We start from the raw sequence: 19,726 nt of genomic DNA, 5'->3' as shown, positions 1-19,726 counted from the left end.
TGGCGGTAAGGGTTCAGAGCCCTGTTGGCGCGCGGGGGTTCAAAAAAAATGAGCGTCGGGCGCAGGCCTGGGTCAAAGCCTGCGACAACGCTTCATTCATCCCGCGAGGCCAGGCCCATGAACATTCCCATTCCACCGGAGACACCCGACCCGAACATCGACGACCCGACCTTGCCGCCGCCGGTGCCCGAGGAGGATCCGGACGAGCTGCCGATCAAGCCAACCGTGCCGCCGACCGTGGGCGATCCGCCGAGCCAAGAGCCGCCAGTGAAAGCTTGAGGATAGACAAGGTTGTGAGAGGTTGACCGCCTGAACTGGCCCCTCGCGGGCAAGCCCGCTCCCACAAGTGCCGTGTCGCCTGCGTGGGAGCGGGTGTGCACCGCGATGAGGCCGGTCCTGACAAGCACAAAGCCGCGCCCGATACACCTGGTATTTCTGCCAGTGGCGCCCGATCACGAAGCCAAGTACAGAGAAGCACCACCCTCTGACGGTCACCTCCGGCATGCGCTCGCGCCTCTACATCGCCTTCCACCTGCAATGGATCCTCGCTGGCCTCCTCGAACAGAGCCTGCACCGGATCCGGCCGAACATCGCCATGGACGAACTGGGCGCCGACAGTTTCGACGTGGTGGAACTGCAAGCCATCGTGGAGGAAACATTCGGCATCTTGATCCCCGATCAAGTCCAGACCTACACCACCTTTGCCGAGCTGGTCGACCTGGTCTACAAGGCGATGCCTAGCCCCCCAGCTCCTCCACGCTGATCTCACGCATCCTGAACTTCTGCACCTTCCCCGTCACCGTCATCGGAAATTCATCGACAAAACGGAAATGCCGTGGCGTCTTGAAATGCGCCAGCCGCGCCTTGCACCACTGCTGCAACTCGTCCGCCGTGGCACTGTGCCCAGGATGCAGGCGAATCCACGCCACCACCTCCTCGCCATACTTGCTGCACGGAATCCCCACCACCTGCGCCTCGGCCACCGCCGGGTGGGTGTGGAAGAACTCCTCAAGCTCGCGCGGATAGATGTTCTCGCCACCGCGAATGATCATGTCTTTGTTGCGCCCGACGATGCGCACGTAGCCTTCGTCGTCCATCACCGCCAGGTCGCCGGTGTGCATCCACCCGGCCGGGTCGATGGCGTCATGGGTGGCCTGCAGGTTGTCCCAGTAGCCGAGCATCACGCTGTAGCCCCGGGTGCACAGCTCGCCGATCTCGCCCCGGGCAACGATGCGCCCTTCAGCGTCCACCAGCTTGGTCTCCAGCTGCGGCTGGGTGCGGCCCACGGTGGTCACGCGCAGCTCCAGGCCATCGTCCGGGCCGGTCTGCAGCGACACGGGGCTGGTCTCGGTCATGCCGTAGGCGATCTGCACCTCGGCCATGTGCATCTGCTCGATGACCTTGCGCATCACCTCGATCGGGCAGGTGGCGCCAGCCATGATGCCGCTGCGCAGTGTGGACAGGTCCAGCACGGGGCGGCTGGGGTGATCGAGCATGGCGATGAACATGGTCGGCACGCCATAGAGGATGCTGGCGCGCTCCTCGGCCACTGCGCGCAGGGTGAGTTCGGCGTCGAAGGCGTCGTTGGGGTAGATCAGGGTGCTGCCGTGGGTGATGCAGCCGAGATTGCCCATGACCATGCCGAAACAGTGGTACAGCGGCACCGGGATCACCATGCGGTCCTGCTCGGTCAGGCCCAGGCTCTCGCCGACCATGTAGCCGTTGTTGAGCAGGTTGTAGTGGCTCAGGGTCGCGCCCTTGGGCGCGCCAGTGGTGCCGGAGGTGTACTGGATGTTCACCGGCTGGTCGAACTGCAGGCCCTGCTGCCGGGATTCGTAGACGGCGGGTTCCACCTGCCCTGCCCGCCCAGCCAGCGCGGTCCAGGGCACGAAGCCCATGGGCGGCTCGGCGGCCAGGCTGATCACCCCGCGCAGGTCGGGCAGGCGCTCACTGGCCAACTCGCCCACGGCATGTAGCGCCAGCTCAGGTACCAACTCCTGCACCATCGCGTGGTAGTTGGAGGACTTGAAGGCATCGGCGCACACCAGCCAACGGCAGCCGGACTGGCGCAGCACGTATTCAAGCTCGCCCACGCGATAGGCCGGATTGATGTTGACCAGGATGGCGCCGACCTTGGCGCTGGCCAGTTGCAGAATGCACCACTGGGCGCAGTTGGGCGCCCAGATGCCGACCCGCTCGCCCACCTCCACGCCCAGCGCCATCAAGGCCCGGGCGTGCACATCGACCTCGGCGGCCAGCTCGCGCCAGCTGTAGCGCACTCCCTGGTGGCGCACCACCAACGCCTCGCGCTCGCCGTGAAGGGCGACGGTGGCATCGAAGGCCTGGCCGATGGTCAGGGTGAGCAAGGGTTTGTCTTGACGGCCGCGCGTGTAGCTTGGTTGAGGCATGGTTGTCCCTTCTTGTGGTTGTTCTGGGCATGACTGAAGCAGGCGGTCGTTACTCTGGCGCAGATTTACGTTTACGTAAAGGTGACGTTGCGATTGACAGTCCCGGAAGGCAGGTTTACGTTAACGTCAACCGCAGACATGACGGCGTTGTGGGAGCGGGCTTGCCCCGCGATGAGGCCGGACCAGGCAATACCGCTGGCCGTTCTGACGGGCATCGCGGGGCAAGCCCGCTCCCACAACGCCGCAGCAACCGCTCCCATTTCAAGAACAAGAAGGTGCCCGCACATGCATTACCCCAGCCTGAACTTCGCCCTGGGCGAGACCATCGACATGCTCCGCGACCAGGTGCGCACCTTCGTCGCCGCCGAACTGGCGCCGCGTGCCGCGCAGATCGACCACGACAACCTGTTCCCCGCCGACATGTGGCGCAAGTTCGGCGACATGGGCCTGCTGGGTATCACCGTGCCGGAAGAATACGGCGGCGCCGGCCTGGGCTACCTGGCCCACGTGGTGTCGATGGAAGAGATCAGCCGCGCCTCGGCCTCGGTGGCCCTGTCGTACGGCGCCCACTCCAACCTGTGCGTCAACCAGATCAACCGCAACGGCACCCACGAGCAGAAGCTCAAATACCTGCCCAAGCTGATCAGCGGCGAACACATTGGCGCCCTGGCCATGAGCGAGCCCAACGCCGGCTCTGATGTGGTATCGATGAAGCTGCGCGCCGAAAAACGCGGCGACCACTACGTGCTCAACGGCAGCAAGACCTGGATCACCAACGGCCCCGACGCCAACACCTACGTGATCTACGCCAAGACCGACCTGGACAAGGGCCCCCACGGCATCACCGCGTTCATCGTCGAGCGCGACTGGAAAGGCTTCAGCCGCAGCAACAAGTTCGACAAGCTCGGCATGCGCGGCTCCAACACCTGCGAGCTGTTCTTCGACGGCGTCGAAGTGCCGGAAGAAAACATCCTCGGCCAGCTCAACGGCGGCGTGCGCGTGCTGATGAGCGGCCTGGACTACGAGCGCGTGGTGCTCGCCGGCGGCCCCACCGGCATCATGCAGAGCTGCATGGACCTGGTGGTGCCCTACATTCATGATCGCAAGCAGTTCGGCCAGAGCATCGGCGAGTTTCAGCTGATCCAGGGCAAGATCGCCGACATGTACACCCAGCTCAACGCCAGCCGCGCCTACCTTTACGCCGTGGCCCAGGCCTGCGACCGCGCCGAAACAACCCGCAAGGACGCCGCCGGGGTGATCCTCTACACCGCCGAGCGCGCCACGCAGATGGCCCTGGAGGCCATCCAGATCCTTGGCGGCAACGGCTACATCAATGAATTCCCGGCTGGGCGCCTGTTGCGCGACGCCAAGCTGTACGAGATCGGTGCCGGCACCAGCGAGATCCGCCGGATGCTGATCGGCCGCGAACTGTTCAACGAAACCCGCTGAGCACAAGGAACCGGCGTCCATGGCTACCTTGCATACCCAGATCAACCCACGCTCGGCGGAATTCGCCGCCAACAGCGCGGCCATGCTCGAACAGGTCCAGGCCCTGCGCGGCCTGCTCGCCCAGGTCAGTCAGGGCGGCGGGCCGAAGGCCCAGGAGCGGCACACCTCGCGCGGCAAGCTGCTGCCCCGCGAGCGTATCGACCGCCTGCTCGACCCAGGCTCGGCGTTTCTGGAGATCGGCCAGCTGGCCGCCCATGAAGTCTATGGCGAAGACGTGCCGGCCGCCGGCGTGATCGCCGGCATCGGCCGGATCGAAGGCGTGGAGTGCATGATCGTGGCCAACGACGCCACGGTCAAAGGCGGCTCCTACTACCCGCTGACGGTGAAAAAGCACCTGCGCGCCCAGACCATCGCCCTGCAGAACCGCCTACCGTGCATCTACCTGGTGGACTCCGGGGGCGCCAACCTGCCGCGCCAGGACGAAGTGTTCCCCGACCGCGAGCACTTCGGGCGGATCTTCTTCAACCAGGCCAACATGAGTGCCCTGGGGATCCCGCAGATCGCCGTGGTGATGGGCTCCTGCACCGCCGGTGGCGCCTATGTGCCGGCCATGGCCGACGAGGCGATCATGGTGCGCCAGCAGGCGACCATCTTCCTGGCCGGCCCACCGCTGGTGAAGGCCGCGACCGGTGAAGTGGTCAGCGCCGAGGACCTCGGTGGCGCCGACGTGCACTGCCGCACCAGCGGCGTGGCCGACCATTATGCCGACAACGACGAGCACGCCCTGGCCATCGCCCGGCGCAGCGTCGCCAACCTCAACTGGCACAAGCAGGGCAAGCTGCAGTGCCAGGCGCCGATCGCGCCGTTGTACAACGCCGAGGAGCTGTACGGCGTGGTCCCGGCCGACGCCAAGCAGCCGTTCGACGTGCGCGAGGTGATCGCTCGCCTGGTCGACGGTTCGGTGTTCGATGAGTTCAAGGCACTGTTCGGCACTACCCTGGTGTGCGGCTTCGCCCACCTGCACGGCTACCCGGTGGCGATCCTGGCCAACAACGGCATCCTCTTCGCCGAGGCCGCGCAAAAAGGCGCGCACTTCATCGAACTGGCCTGCCAGCGCGGCATCCCGCTGCTGTTCCTGCAGAACATCACAGGTTTCATGGTCGGCAAGAAGTACGAGGAAGGCGGCATCGCCAAGCACGGCGCCAAGCTGGTGACTGCCGTGGCCTGTGCGCAGGTGCCGAAGTTCACGGTGATCATCGGCGGCAGCTTCGGCGCCGGCAACTACGGCATGTGCGGCCGCGCCTACGACCCGCGCTTCCTGTGGATGTGGCCCAACGCGCGCATCGGCGTGATGGGCGCCGAGCAGGCGGCCGGCGTGCTGGCCCAGGTAAAGCGCGAACAGAGCGAGCGCAGTGGCGAAGTGTTCAGCAGCGAAGACGAGAAGAAGCTCAAGCAGCCGATCCTCGACCAGTACGAGCGCCAGGGCCACCCCTACTACTCCAGCGCCCGGCTGTGGGACGACGGCGTCATCGACCCGGCGCAGACCCGCGATGTGCTCGGCCTGGCGTTGTCCGCCGCGCTGAACGCCCCGATCGAACAGAGCCGCTTCGGCATTTTCCGGATGTGACCCATGAGCGAATTCGCCACCCTTGAACTGGTCAAGGACCCTCGCGGCTTCGCCACCCTGTGGCTGAGCCGGGAAGACAAGAACAACGCCTTCAACGCGCAGATGATCCGCGAACTGATCGTCGCCCTCGACCGCCTGGCCGAGGACGCCAGCCTGCGTTTCGTGGTGCTGCGCGGCCGCGGCCGGCATTTCAGTGCCGGCGCGGACCTTGCCTGGATGCAGCAGTCGGCGCAACTGGACTTCAACACCAACCTGGACGACGCCCACGAGCTGGGCGAGCTGATGTATGCCCTGCACCGGCTCAAGGCGCCGACCCTGGCCGTGGTGCAAGGCGCGGCCTTCGGCGGTGCGCTGGGGCTGATCAGCTGCTGCGACATGGCCATCGGCGCCGAGGATGCGCAACTGTGCCTGTCGGAAGTGCGCATCGGCCTGGCCCCGGCGGTGATCAGCCCGTTCGTGGTCAAGGCCATCGGCGAGCGCGCCGCCCGCCGCTACGCCCTCACCGCCGAGCGCTTCAGCGGCGTGCGCGCCCGTGAGCTGGGCCTGCTGGCCGAGGTGTACCCTGCCAGCGAGCTGGACGCCCAGGTCGAGGCCTGGGTCGACAACCTGCTGCACAACAGCCCGCAGGCGCTGCGCGCCACCAAGGACCTGCTGCGCGAGGTGGACGCTGGCGAGCTGAGCCCGGCCCTGCGCCGCTACTGCGAGAACACCATCGCCCGCATCCGCGTCAGCGCCGAAGGCCAGGAAGGCCTGCGCGCTTTCCTGGAAAAACGCCGCCCCGCCTGGCAAGACAACAAGGAGCCGCGCCCATGAGCCGACCCACGCTGACCACCCTGCTGGTCGCCAACCGCGGCGAGATCGCCTGCCGGGTAATGCGCACCGCCAAGGCCATGGGCCTGACCACCGTGGCCGTGCACAGCGCCACCGACCGCGATGCGCGCCACAGTCGCGAGGCCGATATCCGTGTCGACCTCGGTGGCACCAAGGCCGCCGAAAGCTACCTGGTGATCGACAAGCTGCTCGCCGCGGCCAAGGCCAGCGGCGCCCAGGCGATCCACCCGGGCTATGGCTTCCTGTCGGAGAACGCCGGTTTTGCCCGCGCCATCGAGCAGGCCGGGCTGATCTTCCTCGGCCCACCGGCCAGCGCCATCGATGCCATGGGCAGCAAGTCGGCGGCCAAGGCACTGATGGAGCAAGCCGGGGTGCCGCTGGTGCCGGGCTACCACGGCGAGGCCCAGGACCTGGAGACTTTCCGCGCCGCCGCCGAGCGTATCGGCTACCCGGTACTGCTCAAGGCCAGTGCCGGGGGCGGTGGCAAGGGCATGAAGGTGGTCGAGGACGAGAGCCAGCTGGCCGACGCCCTGGCCTCGGCGCAGCGCGAGGCGCAGTCGTCGTTCGGCGATGCGCGGATGCTGGTCGAGAAGTACGTGCTCAAACCGCGTCATGTGGAGATCCAGGTGTTCGCCGACCAGCACGGCAACTGCCTGTACCTCAACGAGCGTGACTGCTCGATCCAGCGTCGCCACCAGAAGGTGGTCGAGGAAGCCCCGGCGCCGGGCCTGTCCCCCGAGCTGCGCAAGGCCATGGGCGAGGCCGCGGTGCGCGCCGCCCAGGCCATCGGCTACGTGGGCGCCGGCACCGTCGAGTTCCTGCTCGATGCCCGCGGCGAGTTCTTCTTCATGGAGATGAACACCCGCCTGCAGGTGGAGCATCCGGTCACCGAAGCCATCACCGGGCTCGACCTGGTGGCCTGGCAGATCCGCGTGGCCTGCGGCGAACCGCTGCCGCTCACCCAGGAGCAGGTGCCGCTGATCGGCCATGCCATCGAGGTGCGGCTGTATGCGGAGGATCCGGCCAACGAGTTCCTGCCGGCCACCGGCACCCTGGCGCTGTACCGCGAGTCGGCGCCGGGCGAAGGCCGCCGGGTGGACAGCGGCGTCAGCGAGGGCGACGTGGTGTCGCCGTTCTACGACCCGATGCTGGGCAAGCTGATTGCCTGGGGCCAGGACCGCGAGCAGGCGCGCCTGCGCTTGCTGGCGATGCTCGATGAGTTCGCCATTGGCGGGCTGAAGACCAATATCGCCTTCCTGCGCCGCATACTTGCACACCCGGCGTTTGCCGAGGCGGAGCTGGATACCGGGTTCATTCCGCGTCACCAGAACGTGTTGCTGCCTGCGCCCCAGGCGCTGCCGGCGCAGTTCTGGGAGGCGGCCGCCGAGGCGTGGCTGCAAGGCGAGCCTGCGTTGCAGCGCCAGGACGACCGCGCTTCGCCATGGGCGGCTCGCGATGGCCTGCGCCTGGGCTTGCCGGCGCGCAGCAGCCTGCATTTGCAGTGCGAAGGGAATGAGCAGGCGGTGGCGCTGGAACGCAGCGCGCCTTCGGCCTATCGGCTGGAGGGGGAGCAGCTGTGTCATGACCAGGACGGCCTGCGCCGTCGTCACCTGGCGGTGCGTCGGGGGGGCACGCTTTACCTGCAGTGGGCCGGCGAGTTGCACGCCATCAGCGCCCATGACCCGATTGCGGCGGCAGAAGCCAGCCACAGCCATCAGGGCGGGCTGGGCGCGCCCATGAACGGCAGCATCGTGCGGGTGCTGGTCGAGCCGGGGCAGGTGGTCGAGGCCGGTACCGCGCTGGTGGTGCTGGAGGCGATGAAGATGGAGCACAGCATTCGGGCGCCCCACTCCGGGACGGTGAAGGCGCTGTTTTGCCAGGAGGGGGATATGGTCAGCGAGGGGACAGTGCTGGTCGAGCTGGAGGCGGAGTAACGGCGGCAATGTGTTCGCCGAAAGGGTTGTTTCGCCTATGAGATCGAGCGCCGCCCGCGCGGCGCATCGCGACGCAAGGCCGCTCCCACATTTGTTGCAACGTGCCGAACCTGTCAGGCCATGGTTGCCCGCCCTGGCGCATGTCTTGAGACAGGCGGGGCGGCAGCAGTGTCTATGCTGGGACCGCGTCGGACCAACGAGGCGGACCAGGTAATGGCACAGGATTGACTGGCCCGAAACAGATGTGGGAGCGGCCTTGCGTCGCGATGCGCCGCGCGGGCGGCGCTCGATCTCAAGAGCGCTGCAAGGCCCCCGCCTGGCACCTCGCAGCCCCAACACGGTCTGCGCGCGAACCTAGAGCACCCCGTGCATCCGCACCACAACACCAAGGAACTCGCACCCCTCCTCGCACAACACCGTCGGATACAAGGTATTGAGCGGCCTGAGCATCCGCTGCCCACCCTCCTCGATCAACTCACGCAACACCGCCGGCTTACCGGGCTGCCGAGCCACCACCAGCCTGCCCGGCGTCACCTCGACCCCGGCATCCACCAATACCCGCACCCCCAGCGGCACGCTCCTGCCACTGGCGGCATTCATCGAATCGTTCTCGACCGGTAACCAGAACGCATTGCCCGCAGGCATGTAGTCGGTAAGCTCATGAATTTCACTGGATTGTGGCAAAGGCCCATCCAGATCGGCCCAGCCCAACACTGGAAAGCGAAAACTGGCATGGCGCAAGGCATTGACTGAAAGAGGCCGCTCCACGGCATAGACACCTCTGGTCTCGCGAACCGTGGTGTCACGCTCGACCACCATCACCCGCGCTTCGAGGTAAACCAGCCCGAGCTTTTCCAGTTTCTCGTTGACTGTCACCAGGGTGGGTCTGCGCGTGCCACGCAGCCAATGGCCAACACCGCCTTGGGTCATGCCCAGGCGCTCGGCCAATTGATGCTGCTTGAGGTTGTGCTCGCGCTGGTAGCGCGAGAGAAATTCGATCCAGTTTTCCATGGCTGTGAACGATACGGACTGGATGAACGGCATCAATACACATCCTGAATTATCTCAGGACTCAAAAATAATACAAATTGACCTAACATCAACGCTCATTGTCCTCGAAGGGATTTCACAGGAGCAGTCATGAGCAATTCGACAAAAGAAGAAACAGATCTCGACGAAGAAGCAGCCCGCCGCGCCCTCGATTTCTACCTCAACCCCACCCCCACGCCTCGCGACCTGGAGCGTTCGCTATGGACCCTGCGTGAAGGCGTCAGCAACGCCCAGGCCTGCGACCATGCCATGGCACTGCTGCGCTGCGCGTCGGCCACGGCACAGGAAACCGGCAACCATCTGCAGGGCACGACGCGGGAAGTGGTATTTGCGCTGATGCACATGGTCAACATGGCCCGCGCCCTGCTGGAGCAGTGCCACGCCACGGAAAAGGCATCGATCTGAAGGGAGCACGTGATAGCCGACGAACGGCAAAAGCCCCGATTGCCGGGGATGAGGCGTGTGTCAGGAAGAATTTTTTAGTCAATCGCTGAAAAATCATTTGACTGGCAAATGATAACGATTATTATTGCACTCAGCAGGTCGCGAGACCCGCTGGATAACCTGCAACGTCCTCAGGTCGGACGCTCAGATTATCTCCTCATCAGGCTAATCACGGTTTTTGACCCGGCTTTTTGCCGGGTCATTTTTTTTGGCTCTTCAGGCTAATGAAGATCGTTTAATGGCCGCGATGATAGCAAAACTGTGTCAGGACGTGAATGCTCATTACAAACCTTTGCGGAATCAGCACTTGAGAATCAATCTCGTTTAGCCTAGGCTTTGTACGAAAAGGAGCCGAGCGGCGATCAGGCAAGGCGAAAACAGGCGAGGAAGCGGAGTTTACGGGTTGTAAATGAGCATTCCGAGCCTGTTTTCAACGCAGCATGATCGTCGCGCAGGCCCTTTTCGTACAAAGCCTAAGCTGATTTCGCGTCAAGGAAGACGCCCCCCACCCCTTTCCTTAATGAGCAAGGAGCTGTCCATGACCCGCCTGCTGCTGCCCCTCGAGCACGACCCGCACACCGCCGAACAGCATGGCGATGACGCGCTGCTGCATGCGCTCAAGCGTCTGCCGCGCCGGGTCCAGCAAGTGTTCCTGCTCAACCGCCTCGACCAGCTGGGCTTCGCCGCCATCGCCGAACGCCTGGACCTGCCGCTGATCAGCATCGAACGCCATATGAACCAGGCCCTGCAGACCGCCCGCGCCCCAGGCGACGCGCTGGCCAGCATCGCCGGCCAGTGGTACGTGCGCCTGCAGAGCCCGCAGGTGACCGCCAGCGAACGCATCGACTTCCGCCGCTGGCTGGATGCCGCCCCCGACCACCTGCGTGCCTTCCACGAAACCGAACTGCGCTGGCGCAGCCTGCTCGCCCCTGCCCGGCAATTGGGCCACGACGGCTGGTACCGGCAAGGGCGTGCGGCGCTGTCGCTGGGTGGCTGCTCGATTGCCGTCGGGCTTGGTGTTGCCGCCCTCGTGGCGCTGGGACTGCTGACCTGAACCCGGGGCTCAGCCCCACGGAAATTCCTGCCCCGACCGCTCTAGCCGGTGGTTTGAAGTCATAACAGCCCCTCAAAGAGAACTTTCCTACAGCAATGTAGGAAGCCGTTGGCAAGACTTCCTCCCGCACGCCCCCTATGGTCCTAGCCTTGTGCCACGCATCGAGCGCGCTTCTCCACATTGAGGCGCCCGAGAACAATGGACAGGGACCGCCATGCTTAACCATTCCTACCTGCGCTACAGGTCAAACCCCGTCATCGCTACAACCAACTGCGAGATTGCGCCTTCCTGCTATCCGCGCCAGCGACTCATGCTGCCCCAACGATACTCAAAGGGGGTACGCCCATGACCCTCAGCCTCAGTCAGTCCATCCTGGACGCACAACGCCAAGCCATCCCCGTCCCCAAGCCCCGCTGCTCCGCCTGCCAGCGTATCGGCCTGCCCATCCTCCTGCTGCGGACCGCCTACGCCCCCAGCCCCAAGACCCTGAGCACGCGCAACCTGCCCAACTACAACGGTGTCGCCGGCATTCCCATGCACAGCGAGCAACTGCGCATCCTGCGCCAGGGCTATGTCTACGTGCTGCTCGACCAACGGGTCTGGCACGCCTACCAGGTCACCCCCGAAGGGGCACTGCGCCAGTTCCCGGCCTTCCAGCCACCCCCGCAAGCCGGCAAACCTTTGTCCACGGCCTGCCGGCAAGAACATCACGATGTCATCGCGTCGTTCATCAACATCAACACCCTGCTGTACTCGACCGCCTGGATCGCCTTCGCCAACGATCCCTGGCCCAAGCCCGTGCTGGACCAGTACAAGCATGCCATCGCGAACAACGACCCCGAGTTCACCAGCCGCTTCCAGGCACTCGACCTGAAAGCGGCCCGCGAAGCGCCCGGCAGCGTGGGACGGGCCATGCACGCAGACCGCCTGCAACTCGACGAGGTCCTGGAATACGCCGTGCCAAGCACCGGCCCCTTCACCAGCGTCCATGGCTTCTACCCTCGCCTCGAGCGCCTGGCGGCCACGCGCACGTACATCGCTGCCCTGATACAACGCGAAGAGCTCGCCGACGGCGTGCTCGCGCTGACGGTGCCAGACCCCGTCGGCATGGTCCAGGAGTGCAACGCGCAACGCCTCGCCTGGGTCCAGGCCCTGCAGGCCTGGCGCGCCGAGCCGCAACGGCACTTCGAGCATTTCACCTCCCTGGCCCTGCTCGGCATCCGCGAGCTGAACGCCACGCTGGCCGCCGGCGAGGCCGCCGCCGAAGTCGAGCGAGAAGCACGGGAGGTGGAGCGCTGGAACAGCAGCCCCCTGCTCGCCGCCAAGGCCCCCCTCCCCGCCGTGGATGTCGAGGCCCAGTTGCCGCGCAGGATCGAACGCAAGCAGCAGGAGGCACGGGAACGCTTCGAGGAACGCTACGACGAAGGTGAGCGCGGCGCCTTCGCCAGCGCCTACGAGACCGAACTGCACAACCGCCAACAGCTGATCGACCAGCTCGCCACCTTGTACGCGGAGCTCTACGCCGCCCCGGCGTTTCAACGCATCGCCTACAACGACTACAGCGCCATCGACTGGCGCTCGGTGGAGTACTTCGTGAGCATGCTGGGCACCTGCCTGTACGGCGGCCCCAGCGAAACCCAACCGCAGGACGGCGCCGCGCTCGGCGCGAGCCAACGGCTGTGGCAACAGGAACTGGAAAACCCCGACAGCCTGCTGTACCAGGCCCTGGTCGCCAAGCACCAAGGGCTGCTCCGGCAACTGCTGGAGGCCTTGACCAGCCAGGACCTGAGCAAGGTCTACGACACCGTCAAGGGCCTCACCACCAGCTACGAGGGCCAGCAGTTGATGGTCAAGCCGGTGCGCGACGCCATCGGCCAGTTGCTCGCCGCCACCGCCAATGCCGGCAACACCCTCCACCAACACCTGTCCGCCGGCGCCCAGCAGATGATCGGCTACGTGCACAGCGCGGCGCTGCTGCGTTTTGCCGGGCAGCACATGACGCAGCTCGTCGTGCCGCTCAGGGCGGGCGAATACCTGAAGCTGCTCAACGAAGGCCTGCAGGCGCGCACCGATGCCCTGCTGGGCCAGCTGGACCAGGCCTTTCGCAAACCCGCCGCGCACAAGGTCAACGCCATGCTGCTCAGCGGCGCCATCACTGCGGCGGTGTCCGGCAAGCACGGCAAGGTCGTGGAACTGGTGCTGTGGACTATGGAAAGCGCCGAGGACCTGCAGGCCCGGTTGCAGCACCTGCAGGCCAGCGCGGGTAGCGGCGCTGGCGAGGCCTTGCGCAGCGTGCGCATAGGGGCGGACAGCCTGCAATACCAGGCCGCCCACAGCCTGCGCCTGCTCAACCTGAGTGCGGAGCAGACCCGTGCCCTGGCCCGTGAGGCCATGGGCAACCTGCGCAGTGGCTTGTCTGGCTTGGGGCCGGGCCGCGCGGACTTGATGTTGAGCCTGGGTGGGTTGTGGTTCCAGCAGGACAGCCTGCGCAGGAATCATGACGCGCTGAACGCGACCCCAGGCAATGCGGAGGCCGAAGCGCTGGCAGCGGTGTGGTCGTCGTCCATTGGGGTTTTGGGGTTGAGTATTGAAGCGACAGGGAAAGCGATCGAGATATTGCGGCCTGCCCGGGCCGCCGTGACGGCGGGTTCGACATTGATGCAGGGGACGCAACTGGTGAAGTACGGTGGTGCCATTGCTGCCGTGGCCGGCTTTGCTGATGGAGCTAATTATGCATTAGCTGCTCAACGAACAGACTTACAAGGTGATTCAGCATCTAAACTCCTTTACATCACAGCGGGATTTCTTTCAATAGGCTCGGGAGCTGCAGGAGTTAGCACACTTTACTTTGGTAGCGCATTCCTGGGACCTGTAGGTATAGCACTAGTACTTGCACTTTCAGCCTACACGCTTGCTACGATCGCCAAGAAAAACGAATCATCTCCACTGGAAACCTGGGCGCGCCAGTCCAGATGGGGGCTGCCAGCTTCGCATCGTGAATGGCAGGTCGCGGAAGACTACGACAACGCTATAGGTGCTCTCAATGCTGCCCTATTGGGCATCACTGCGCATGCCTCAATAGATATAACATTCAAAGAAACACACCCTCCGAAAACGATAGAGCCGTTCGTTACGCTCAGGGATAGCTTCTCGGTTCCACTCGAAACACGCCTGAACTACACAATCACCATTCCTAACTTTGTTCACGGACAGGCAAGGTACGAATGGACGCTGGTAGTTTATTCGCCGGGTAGAAACACTGTACCGACCGTGTACTCAGGAGACAGCGACAAGGAAAAAACCGAGCCATATGAGAACACTGACATTCCAGAGAATAGTTCTCGCCAAGGAAAGACCCTAAGAATAGAAGGAAGCACATCAACTGCGAACTTAAAAACCATAGACGCTTTTGAGTTAACAGTCAGCTATTGGCCCGACAAGGACGACACCATAAATCTCGCGAGGCTCATAAAAAAACAAGACAAACTAGATACAAGGGAATATAAATGAAACGACCTACCCTAATCCCCCCGTGCTCTGGTTGGAAAGAAGATTTCAATCCTCCGGGGTCGCCCCGTAGAGTCGAGCCTTCTCCCAACCTAATAATCTCCAATCATCAAGACAACATCTATCTAGAGATACCTCGAAACTCGGTTAACACGGGAGGACTGCTATTTCTATGCCTACCGCCCAGCATATTTTCACTATTTATATCTATAACAATAATAATAGACAGCATTCAGGATAGCGCTTACAGCTTCTTACCTATTGGATTTGCGGCACTATTATTCGCAACCTGGCAGGCAACCTCATTTGCTCGCCCAATTCGCTCCGCCCCTCGCGACGAACCCATACGATTCAACCGTGCCCGTCAAAAAGTCTACGCTTACAACTTTACGTTCTGTTGGTGGAACCCCTTCATCCCATGGCCAATAAAAATCGTCAGCTACGACTGGAAGGATGTACGCGCCGAACGCTGGAGAAAACAGGCTGTCACCCACCAAGGCTCGCACCTCGTGAAGACAGGGATCATGTTGTCCGTCGTCGAACCGGGCACCAACAAGGTCATCGACCGGTTCTCCTTGAGTAATACGTATGGGGAAGAGTCCATCTGGGCCTACATCTGCACTTACATGCAACATGGTCTCGATGCTGTTTCACCTGCCCCACACAATGAAGATCACAACCTTCTCCTCTGGTATCAGTTCGCCAAGCGTCTGGGAGCAGAGGTCAAGTGGCCAGAGGCGATAGACCGCGAATCCCGCACCGCCCCTGAGCCCTCCACCGACTCACAGGCCACGAACAAAGTGACACCCTGAACACCTTTCGCGGTGTAGAGTACCTCCCACAACAACGCCAACAGGAGGCTGGCAATGACCGTGACGCTCTCCCCGCTGCACATCGACTGCGATTTCGACTCCGGCAATATCCTGGTCCTGGACGCCAGCGACCCTGCGCACGTCCACCTGAACATCCGCCCCGATACCCACAGCGACCACTTCCAGTGGTTCCACTTCAAGGCCAGCGGCCTGACCCCGGGCCAGGTCCATCGCTTCAGCCTGGACAACGCCCACCAGTCCTCCTACAAGAACGCCTGGACCGGCTACCATGCCGTGGCCTCGTACGACCAGCAGACCTGGTTCCGCGTGCCCAGCCAGTTCGACGGCAAGGCCCTGAGCTTCGACTTCAAGGCTGAACAGGCGCAGGCCTGGTTCGCCTACTTCGAGCCCTACCCGCGCGCCCGGCACAACCAACTGATCGAGCGCGCCAAGCAGATTCCCGGCGTCGAGCTGCTGGCCAGCGGGCGCAGCGTGCAAGGGCGCGACATTCCCCTGCTGCGTGCGGGCAGTGGTGCGACCGGCAAGCGCAAGCTATGGATCATCGCCCAGCAGCACCCGGGCGAGCACATGGCCGAGTGGTTCATGGAAGGCGTGATCGACGCCCTCGAAGCCAACGGCCCGGTCATCCAGCAACTGCTGGCCAAGGCCGACCTGTACCTGATCCCCAACATGAACCCGGACGGCGCCTTCCTCGGCCACCTGCGCACCAACTTCAAGGGCAAGGACCTCAACCGCGCCTGGCAGGACGCCAGCGTCGAACTGAGCCCCGAAGTGTTCTTCGCCCAGAGCCAGATGAAGCTGCATGGCGTGGATGCGTTCATCGACGCCCATGGCGACGAGGAGATCCCCCATGTGTTCACCGCGGCCTGCGAAGGCAACCCCGGCTACACGCCGCGCCTCGCCAAACTGGAAGAGCAGTTCCGCAGCACCCTGTGCAGCCTGACCCCGGACTTCCAGACGAAATACGGCTACACCCGCGACGAGCCGGGCCAGGCCAACATGACCCTGGCCTGCAATGCCGTGGGCCAGGCCCATGACTGCCTGTCGCTGACCCTGGAGATGCCGTTCAAGGACCACGACGATGCGCCGAACCCGCGCACCGGCTGGTCGGGCGAGCGCTCCAAGGCGCTGGCCGGGGCGGTGCTGGAGACGTTGCTGAAGATGGTCGGCGATCTGCGCTGAGCAACCCGGTCCCATTGTGAGAGCGGCCCTTTCGCGACACAAGGCCGCTCCCACAGGTGTGGTGTTACTCAGAACTGCACATCCAGAATCACACTGTCGGTATAGGTCGCCGCCGGCGGCGTGGCCTGGTCGGTGTACACCTTGGCGTTGTAGTTGAACACCTGGCTCCCGGTCCCGGTCCCCGCCCCGGGGTTCACCTCGGCATCGCTGCTTGAGCGCCGCGCCGCGCCCACCGAGCCCCAGCGCACCGCGCCGGCGCTCTTGAAGATATCGTAGGCCAGGTAGTTGTTGGCGCTGGACTTCATACGCCGCCGCCCGCCCGAGACATTCTGCCCGTCATCCAGCCCCACCGTGTAGTTGCTGCCTTTGGTGCACGACACGCTCACGCTCTGGTTCACCGTGCCGAATCCGGCCACCACCGGCGCGCTGGCGAAGCTGATGTTGGGCGTGGTGATCTGGCAGTCGTTGGTCACAGTGAGGCTGACCAGCAGGGTCTGGTTGCCGCTGCCGATGTCGCGCCCCAGGCAGATGGCACCGATACCAATCCCCGAGCAGTAGTTCCAGCTCCAGGCGATGTTCAGGGTTTCCTGGTACAGGCCGGCGGCGACATTGGCACCGACCACGGTCTTCAGGTACAGCGGCACGGCTTTGGGCGTGGTGCCGTTGAGCAGGCCCAGGGCATCGATGATGCCATTGCGGGCGAAGTCGAACTGCACGCCACGGCTGATCGGATAAGTGGTGGTATTGTCGGCGTAGAGCGTATAGGGGATCACATCGCCGGTCGGGCCCACCAGCCCACTGCTGGACGAGGTGAAGGTGGCATAGAAATGATCATTGCTGGTCAACAGCGACAACAGCGAACCGGTGCACTGCAGGCCGGCATTGGTGGTCGAGGCACTCTGCACGGTGGTGCGCACCAGCGTCGAGTTGACCGAGCCGAAGGCCGCCGGCGCGGTGGCCACCGACGCGCACAACGCCCAGGCCGCTCCCGGCAGCGACAGCAGACCCGCCAGGCATCCGCGGATCAGCCAGTTCATCGGCACTCCAACGGGCCGATCAGCGGAATCGGCCCCTGCCCTTCAGGCAGGTCGAAGGCTACCTGGCACTGCCCGCCATCGGCCTTGTCCACCTGCAAGCGATTGTGCGGTGCCAGGTTCTCCAGGTAGACCAACCCATCCCACCCCACCACCGCCTCGCCGCCGCTTTCCTGATGGCGTACCCGGCTGCCCAGCTTGAGTTCCTGCTGGTCAGCATCGACCAGCACCAGACTCGCCGCCAGCACACGCTTGAGCGGGAACTCCAGCAGGTAGCCGCTGCCACGGCGCACCGCCACGCGTTGCTCCACCTGCGGCGCCAGCACATCGGCAGGCAGGTCCATCGGGTCGATCTCGTACTTGCCGCGGTAGTAGCCGCTGCTGTACGGCACCAACAGGTGGCCGTTGCGGTCGGTGCGACCGATCTGCTGGTTCTCGTAACGCACCGGCACGTCGGCGTAACCGCTGGTGCTGACCACCACGAAGGCGTCGTCAATGCGATTGGCGGCGAACAGGCCTGCATCCATCAGCACCAGCGAGCCACTGGCGTCGGCCCAACGGGTCATTTCGCCGCTGCTGCCGTAGGCGCCCACCTGCAACTGCACCGACTGCAGACGCCAGGTCAGGTCGGCCTGGCGGTAGTCGTCGCGGTTGCCGCCGGTGGCATAGCCCAAGTTGTAGCCCACCCCGCCGCCCACCGGCACCGCCTGGCTGTAGTTGACTCGCTGCAGGTCCTGGCCGTCCTTGCTGCGCTCGGCGCTGAAGGCCAGGGTGCCGCGCAGGTCGAAGGGGATCACCAGCTGCGCCTGCACCGCCCACTGGCTGTCACCGACCTCGCGGTTGGCCGACAGGTACAGGCTGCTGTTGCGCCACAGCGGCTTGCTCCAGCTCAGGTTGATCAGCCGCGTGCGCGTGCCGTCGCCGGCGCGTACGTCGAAATAGCCGGCACCAAGGCTGCCGTAGCGGTCCAGGTTGAGGCTCAGGGTGGCCTGCTCGCTGCGCTGGCTCAGGCGGGTGAAGGGGCTGTCGACCAGCGACAGGTCGGCGTAGTCGCCGTGGCGCTGCACGCGCTGGTAGTTGAAGCCGATGCGCCGGCTGTTGTACTGGTAGCCCAGCGCCACCTGCTGGCCCGTATCGCCTTCGAAACGGCTCTGGGTCAGCGCCGCGTTGAGCACGCCGAAGGTACCCAGGCGCAGGTTGCCACCCAAGCCGCCGAGCATCAGCGACTCGGCGCTCTCGGCATGGGTTTCCAGGGTGAAATAGTCGGACACCCCGTGACGCAAGGTCGCCGAGGCGACCCCCGGGCCATAGGCGAAATCACGCACGGCGTAGTCGCGGCGCAGGCTGCCGGCGGCCACCGAAAAGTCCGACAGCCCCTTGGTCAGCAGGCTACTGGTGACATAAAACGGCAAGGTGGTCGACACCTGCCGGCCGAGGGCGTCGGTGGTCACCACCACCGCTTCGCCGGCGCCGTTGATGAACGGCACGTTGGTCAGGGTATAGGGACCCGGCTGCAGTTCAGTGCTGCTGCTCTTGTAGCCGTTGATGAACAGGTCCAGCGAGGTCGGCACGGCAGCTTCGCCGGCAAAGGCCGGCAGCGGATAGGTGACCAGGTCGGGACGGGCGCCGAAGTCGCGGGACAGTTGCAGGCCGCCCACCCGCACCGAGGTGGTCCAGGGCAGCGCGCCGGTCACCAGGTCGCCCGCCTCATAGGTGAGCAGGCGCAGCTCGTCGGTGTAGCGGAAGGTGGTGTCGTAACGCAGGAAACCCTGGCGACCCTGGGCTTGGGCACCATTGAACGACTGGCGCCACTGCCCGGTGGTGGAAAAAGTGCCCCAGTCGTCGAACAGGCGCAGCTCGTTCCAGGCAGCCAGGTAGCTGCCGCCCTCATCGGTGTCGTTGAGGTAGGCGTCGTAGTTGAGCAAGGCACCGAAGCTGCTGCGGGCGTCGCTGGCCGGGTACAGGTTGCGCTCGCCGACCTGCTGGTCGGGTAGCCAAGCCGGCGGCACCTGCAGCAGCAGGCGCTGGTTCTGGCTGTCGTAGTCGCCGTGCAAGCCGGGGATCTCGTCCAGGGCCACTTCGCCCTGGGGTTCGCCCGGCAGCCTGATGCCCGCCTCGCGCAAGACCTCGCTGGCCAGGTACAGGCGCCCGGCGCGCTGCTGCACCGGCACCAGCTCAGCCTTGGCCACCTGGTTCACCTGCAGGTCGAGGTACAGCGTGGCGTCGGCGATGGCGGCCTGTTCCGAGGGTGGCGGCGGCAGCTCGTCGGCCACGCCCAGGCCGGGCCCCAGTACCGCCAGGCCCAGGCACAACCGGTGCGTTGCCACCCACACCCAGCTCACACACGACTTCCAACCATTACCGGGTCCTCCC

15 protein-coding genes are annotated in these 19,726 nt (G+C 64.5%); 11 read left to right on the top strand and 4 right to left on the bottom strand.

Annotated elements, in window-relative coordinates; all coding sequences use genetic code 11:
• The first annotated feature begins 117 nt into the window (after positions 1 to 117).
• On the top strand, positions 118 to 279 hold the full coding sequence (locus AC25MA_RS19040; protein WP_167388392.1) for a hypothetical protein: 162 nt from the start codon (positions 118 to 120) through the stop codon (positions 277 to 279).
• A gap of 223 nt (positions 280 to 502) precedes the next feature.
• The gene (locus AC25MA_RS19035; RefSeq protein WP_062361090.1) at positions 503 to 763 is read left to right on the top strand and encodes an acyl carrier protein; all 261 of its coding nucleotides are present in this window, start codon (positions 503 to 505) and stop codon (positions 761 to 763) included.
• Here the strand turns inward: AC25MA_RS19035 and AC25MA_RS19030 are convergent.
• Positions 738 to 2,408, bottom strand: a complete 1,671-nt coding sequence (locus AC25MA_RS19030) for an AMP-binding protein (RefSeq protein ID WP_486972306.1) — start codon at positions 2,406 to 2,408, stop codon at positions 738 to 740. The genes AC25MA_RS19035 and AC25MA_RS19030 overlap by 26 nt on opposite strands.
• Positions 2,409 to 2,693: 285 nt before the next feature.
• On the opposite strand from AC25MA_RS19030, the gene AC25MA_RS19025 reads away from it, so the two are divergent.
• The 4 genes from AC25MA_RS19025 to AC25MA_RS19010 are packed head-to-tail and all read left to right on the top strand — an operon-like array spanning position 2,694 to position 8,249.
• The gene (locus tag AC25MA_RS19025; protein ID WP_028692512.1) at positions 2,694 to 3,857 is read left to right on the top strand and encodes an isovaleryl-CoA dehydrogenase; all 1,164 of its coding nucleotides are present in this window, start codon (positions 2,694 to 2,696) and stop codon (positions 3,855 to 3,857) included.
• Between the two features lie 19 nt (positions 3,858 to 3,876).
• The gene (locus tag AC25MA_RS19020) at positions 3,877 to 5,484 is read left to right on the top strand and encodes a carboxyl transferase domain-containing protein (RefSeq protein ID WP_069016852.1); all 1,608 of its coding nucleotides are present in this window, start codon (positions 3,877 to 3,879) and stop codon (positions 5,482 to 5,484) included.
• A 3-nt stretch (positions 5,485 to 5,487) separates the two neighbouring features.
• Complete coding sequence (locus tag AC25MA_RS19015; RefSeq protein WP_028692514.1) at positions 5,488 to 6,297, top strand: gamma-carboxygeranoyl-CoA hydratase; 810 nt, start codon at positions 5,488 to 5,490, stop codon at positions 6,295 to 6,297.
• A complete protein-coding gene (locus AC25MA_RS19010; protein ID WP_088851399.1) occupies positions 6,294 to 8,249 on the top strand; it encodes an acetyl-CoA carboxylase biotin carboxylase subunit in 1,956 nt (651 codons plus the stop codon). The genes AC25MA_RS19015 and AC25MA_RS19010 overlap by 4 nt, the downstream gene beginning before the upstream one ends.
• 354 nt (positions 8,250 to 8,603) lie before the next feature.
• On the opposite strand, the gene AC25MA_RS19005 is transcribed toward AC25MA_RS19010, so the two are convergent.
• Positions 8,604 to 9,260: a LexA family protein gene (locus tag AC25MA_RS19005; RefSeq protein ID WP_062361195.1), complete on the bottom strand. Its 657-nt coding sequence runs from the start codon at positions 9,258 to 9,260 to the stop codon at positions 8,604 to 8,606.
• 129 nt (positions 9,261 to 9,389) lie between these two features.
• Here AC25MA_RS19005 and AC25MA_RS19000 point away from each other — a divergent pair, with 129 nt between their 5' ends.
• The 5 genes from AC25MA_RS19000 to AC25MA_RS18980 all read left to right on the top strand — a co-directional run bounded on the left by AC25MA_RS19000 (position 9,390) and on the right by AC25MA_RS18980 (position 16,319).
• Positions 9,390 to 9,704 carry a DUF6124 family protein gene (locus tag AC25MA_RS19000; RefSeq protein WP_062361083.1) on the top strand — a complete coding sequence of 105 codons (315 nt, stop codon included), beginning with the start codon at positions 9,390 to 9,392 and terminating at the stop codon, positions 9,702 to 9,704.
• A 577-nt stretch (positions 9,705 to 10,281) separates the two neighbouring features.
• Positions 10,282 to 10,797 (top strand): DUF4880 domain-containing protein, encoded by a 516-nt coding sequence (locus AC25MA_RS18995; protein WP_197866615.1) that lies wholly within the window; start codon positions 10,282 to 10,284, stop codon positions 10,795 to 10,797.
• Between the two features lie 345 nt (positions 10,798 to 11,142).
• Positions 11,143 to 14,307 carry a T6SS effector BTH_I2691 family protein gene (locus tag AC25MA_RS18990; RefSeq protein ID WP_486972305.1) on the top strand — a complete coding sequence of 1,055 codons (3,165 nt, stop codon included), beginning with the start codon at positions 11,143 to 11,145 and terminating at the stop codon, positions 14,305 to 14,307.
• Positions 14,304 to 15,116 (top strand): DUF6708 domain-containing protein, encoded by an 813-nt coding sequence (locus tag AC25MA_RS18985; RefSeq protein WP_336196574.1) that lies wholly within the window; start codon positions 14,304 to 14,306, stop codon positions 15,114 to 15,116. The genes AC25MA_RS18990 and AC25MA_RS18985 overlap by 4 nt, the downstream gene beginning before the upstream one ends.
• Before the next feature lie 54 nt (positions 15,117 to 15,170).
• Positions 15,171 to 16,319: a M14 family metallopeptidase gene (locus tag AC25MA_RS18980; protein ID WP_280060407.1), complete on the top strand. Its 1,149-nt coding sequence runs from the start codon at positions 15,171 to 15,173 to the stop codon at positions 16,317 to 16,319.
• 68 nt (positions 16,320 to 16,387) lie between these two features.
• On the opposite strand, the gene AC25MA_RS18975 is transcribed toward AC25MA_RS18980, so the two are convergent.
• Both AC25MA_RS18975 and AC25MA_RS18970 read right to left on the bottom strand, forming a co-directional pair.
• On the bottom strand, positions 16,388 to 17,356 hold the full coding sequence (locus AC25MA_RS18975) for a Csu type fimbrial protein (RefSeq protein WP_486972304.1): 969 nt from the start codon (positions 17,354 to 17,356) through the stop codon (positions 16,388 to 16,390).
• Positions 17,353 to 19,686 carry a fimbria/pilus outer membrane usher protein gene (locus tag AC25MA_RS18970; protein WP_486972324.1) on the bottom strand — a complete coding sequence of 778 codons (2,334 nt, stop codon included), beginning with the start codon at positions 19,684 to 19,686 and terminating at the stop codon, positions 17,353 to 17,355. The genes AC25MA_RS18975 and AC25MA_RS18970 overlap by 4 nt, the downstream gene beginning before the upstream one ends.
• Between the last annotated feature and the right edge of the window lie 40 nt (positions 19,687 to 19,726).

The sequence above is a fragment of the Pseudomonas sp. P65(2024) genome, assembly GCF_057480955.1.
This window is presented reverse-complemented; position numbering and strand designations above follow the sequence as displayed.

Coding starts and splice junctions, on each gene's coding strand:
- AC25MA_RS19040 (WP_167388392.1), top strand. CDS start 118: ATGAACATTCCCATTCCACCGGAGACACCCGACCCGAACATCGACGAC.
- AC25MA_RS19035 (WP_062361090.1), top strand. CDS start 503: ATGCGCTCGCGCCTCTACATCGCCTTCCACCTGCAATGGATCCTCGCT.
- AC25MA_RS19030 (WP_486972306.1), bottom strand. CDS start 2,408: ATGCCTCAACCAAGCTACACGCGCGGCCGTCAAGACAAACCCTTGCTC.
- AC25MA_RS19025 (WP_028692512.1), top strand. CDS start 2,694: ATGCATTACCCCAGCCTGAACTTCGCCCTGGGCGAGACCATCGACATG.
- AC25MA_RS19020 (WP_069016852.1), top strand. CDS start 3,877: ATGGCTACCTTGCATACCCAGATCAACCCACGCTCGGCGGAATTCGCC.
- AC25MA_RS19015 (WP_028692514.1), top strand. CDS start 5,488: ATGAGCGAATTCGCCACCCTTGAACTGGTCAAGGACCCTCGCGGCTTC.
- AC25MA_RS19010 (WP_088851399.1), top strand. CDS start 6,294: ATGAGCCGACCCACGCTGACCACCCTGCTGGTCGCCAACCGCGGCGAG.
- AC25MA_RS19005 (WP_062361195.1), bottom strand. CDS start 9,260: ATGGAAAACTGGATCGAATTTCTCTCGCGCTACCAGCGCGAGCACAAC.
- AC25MA_RS19000 (WP_062361083.1), top strand. CDS start 9,390: ATGAGCAATTCGACAAAAGAAGAAACAGATCTCGACGAAGAAGCAGCC.
- AC25MA_RS18995 (WP_197866615.1), top strand. CDS start 10,282: ATGACCCGCCTGCTGCTGCCCCTCGAGCACGACCCGCACACCGCCGAA.
- AC25MA_RS18990 (WP_486972305.1), top strand. CDS start 11,143: ATGACCCTCAGCCTCAGTCAGTCCATCCTGGACGCACAACGCCAAGCC.
- AC25MA_RS18985 (WP_336196574.1), top strand. CDS start 14,304: ATGAAACGACCTACCCTAATCCCCCCGTGCTCTGGTTGGAAAGAAGAT.
- AC25MA_RS18980 (WP_280060407.1), top strand. CDS start 15,171: ATGACCGTGACGCTCTCCCCGCTGCACATCGACTGCGATTTCGACTCC.
- AC25MA_RS18975 (WP_486972304.1), bottom strand. CDS start 17,356: ATGAACTGGCTGATCCGCGGATGCCTGGCGGGTCTGCTGTCGCTGCCG.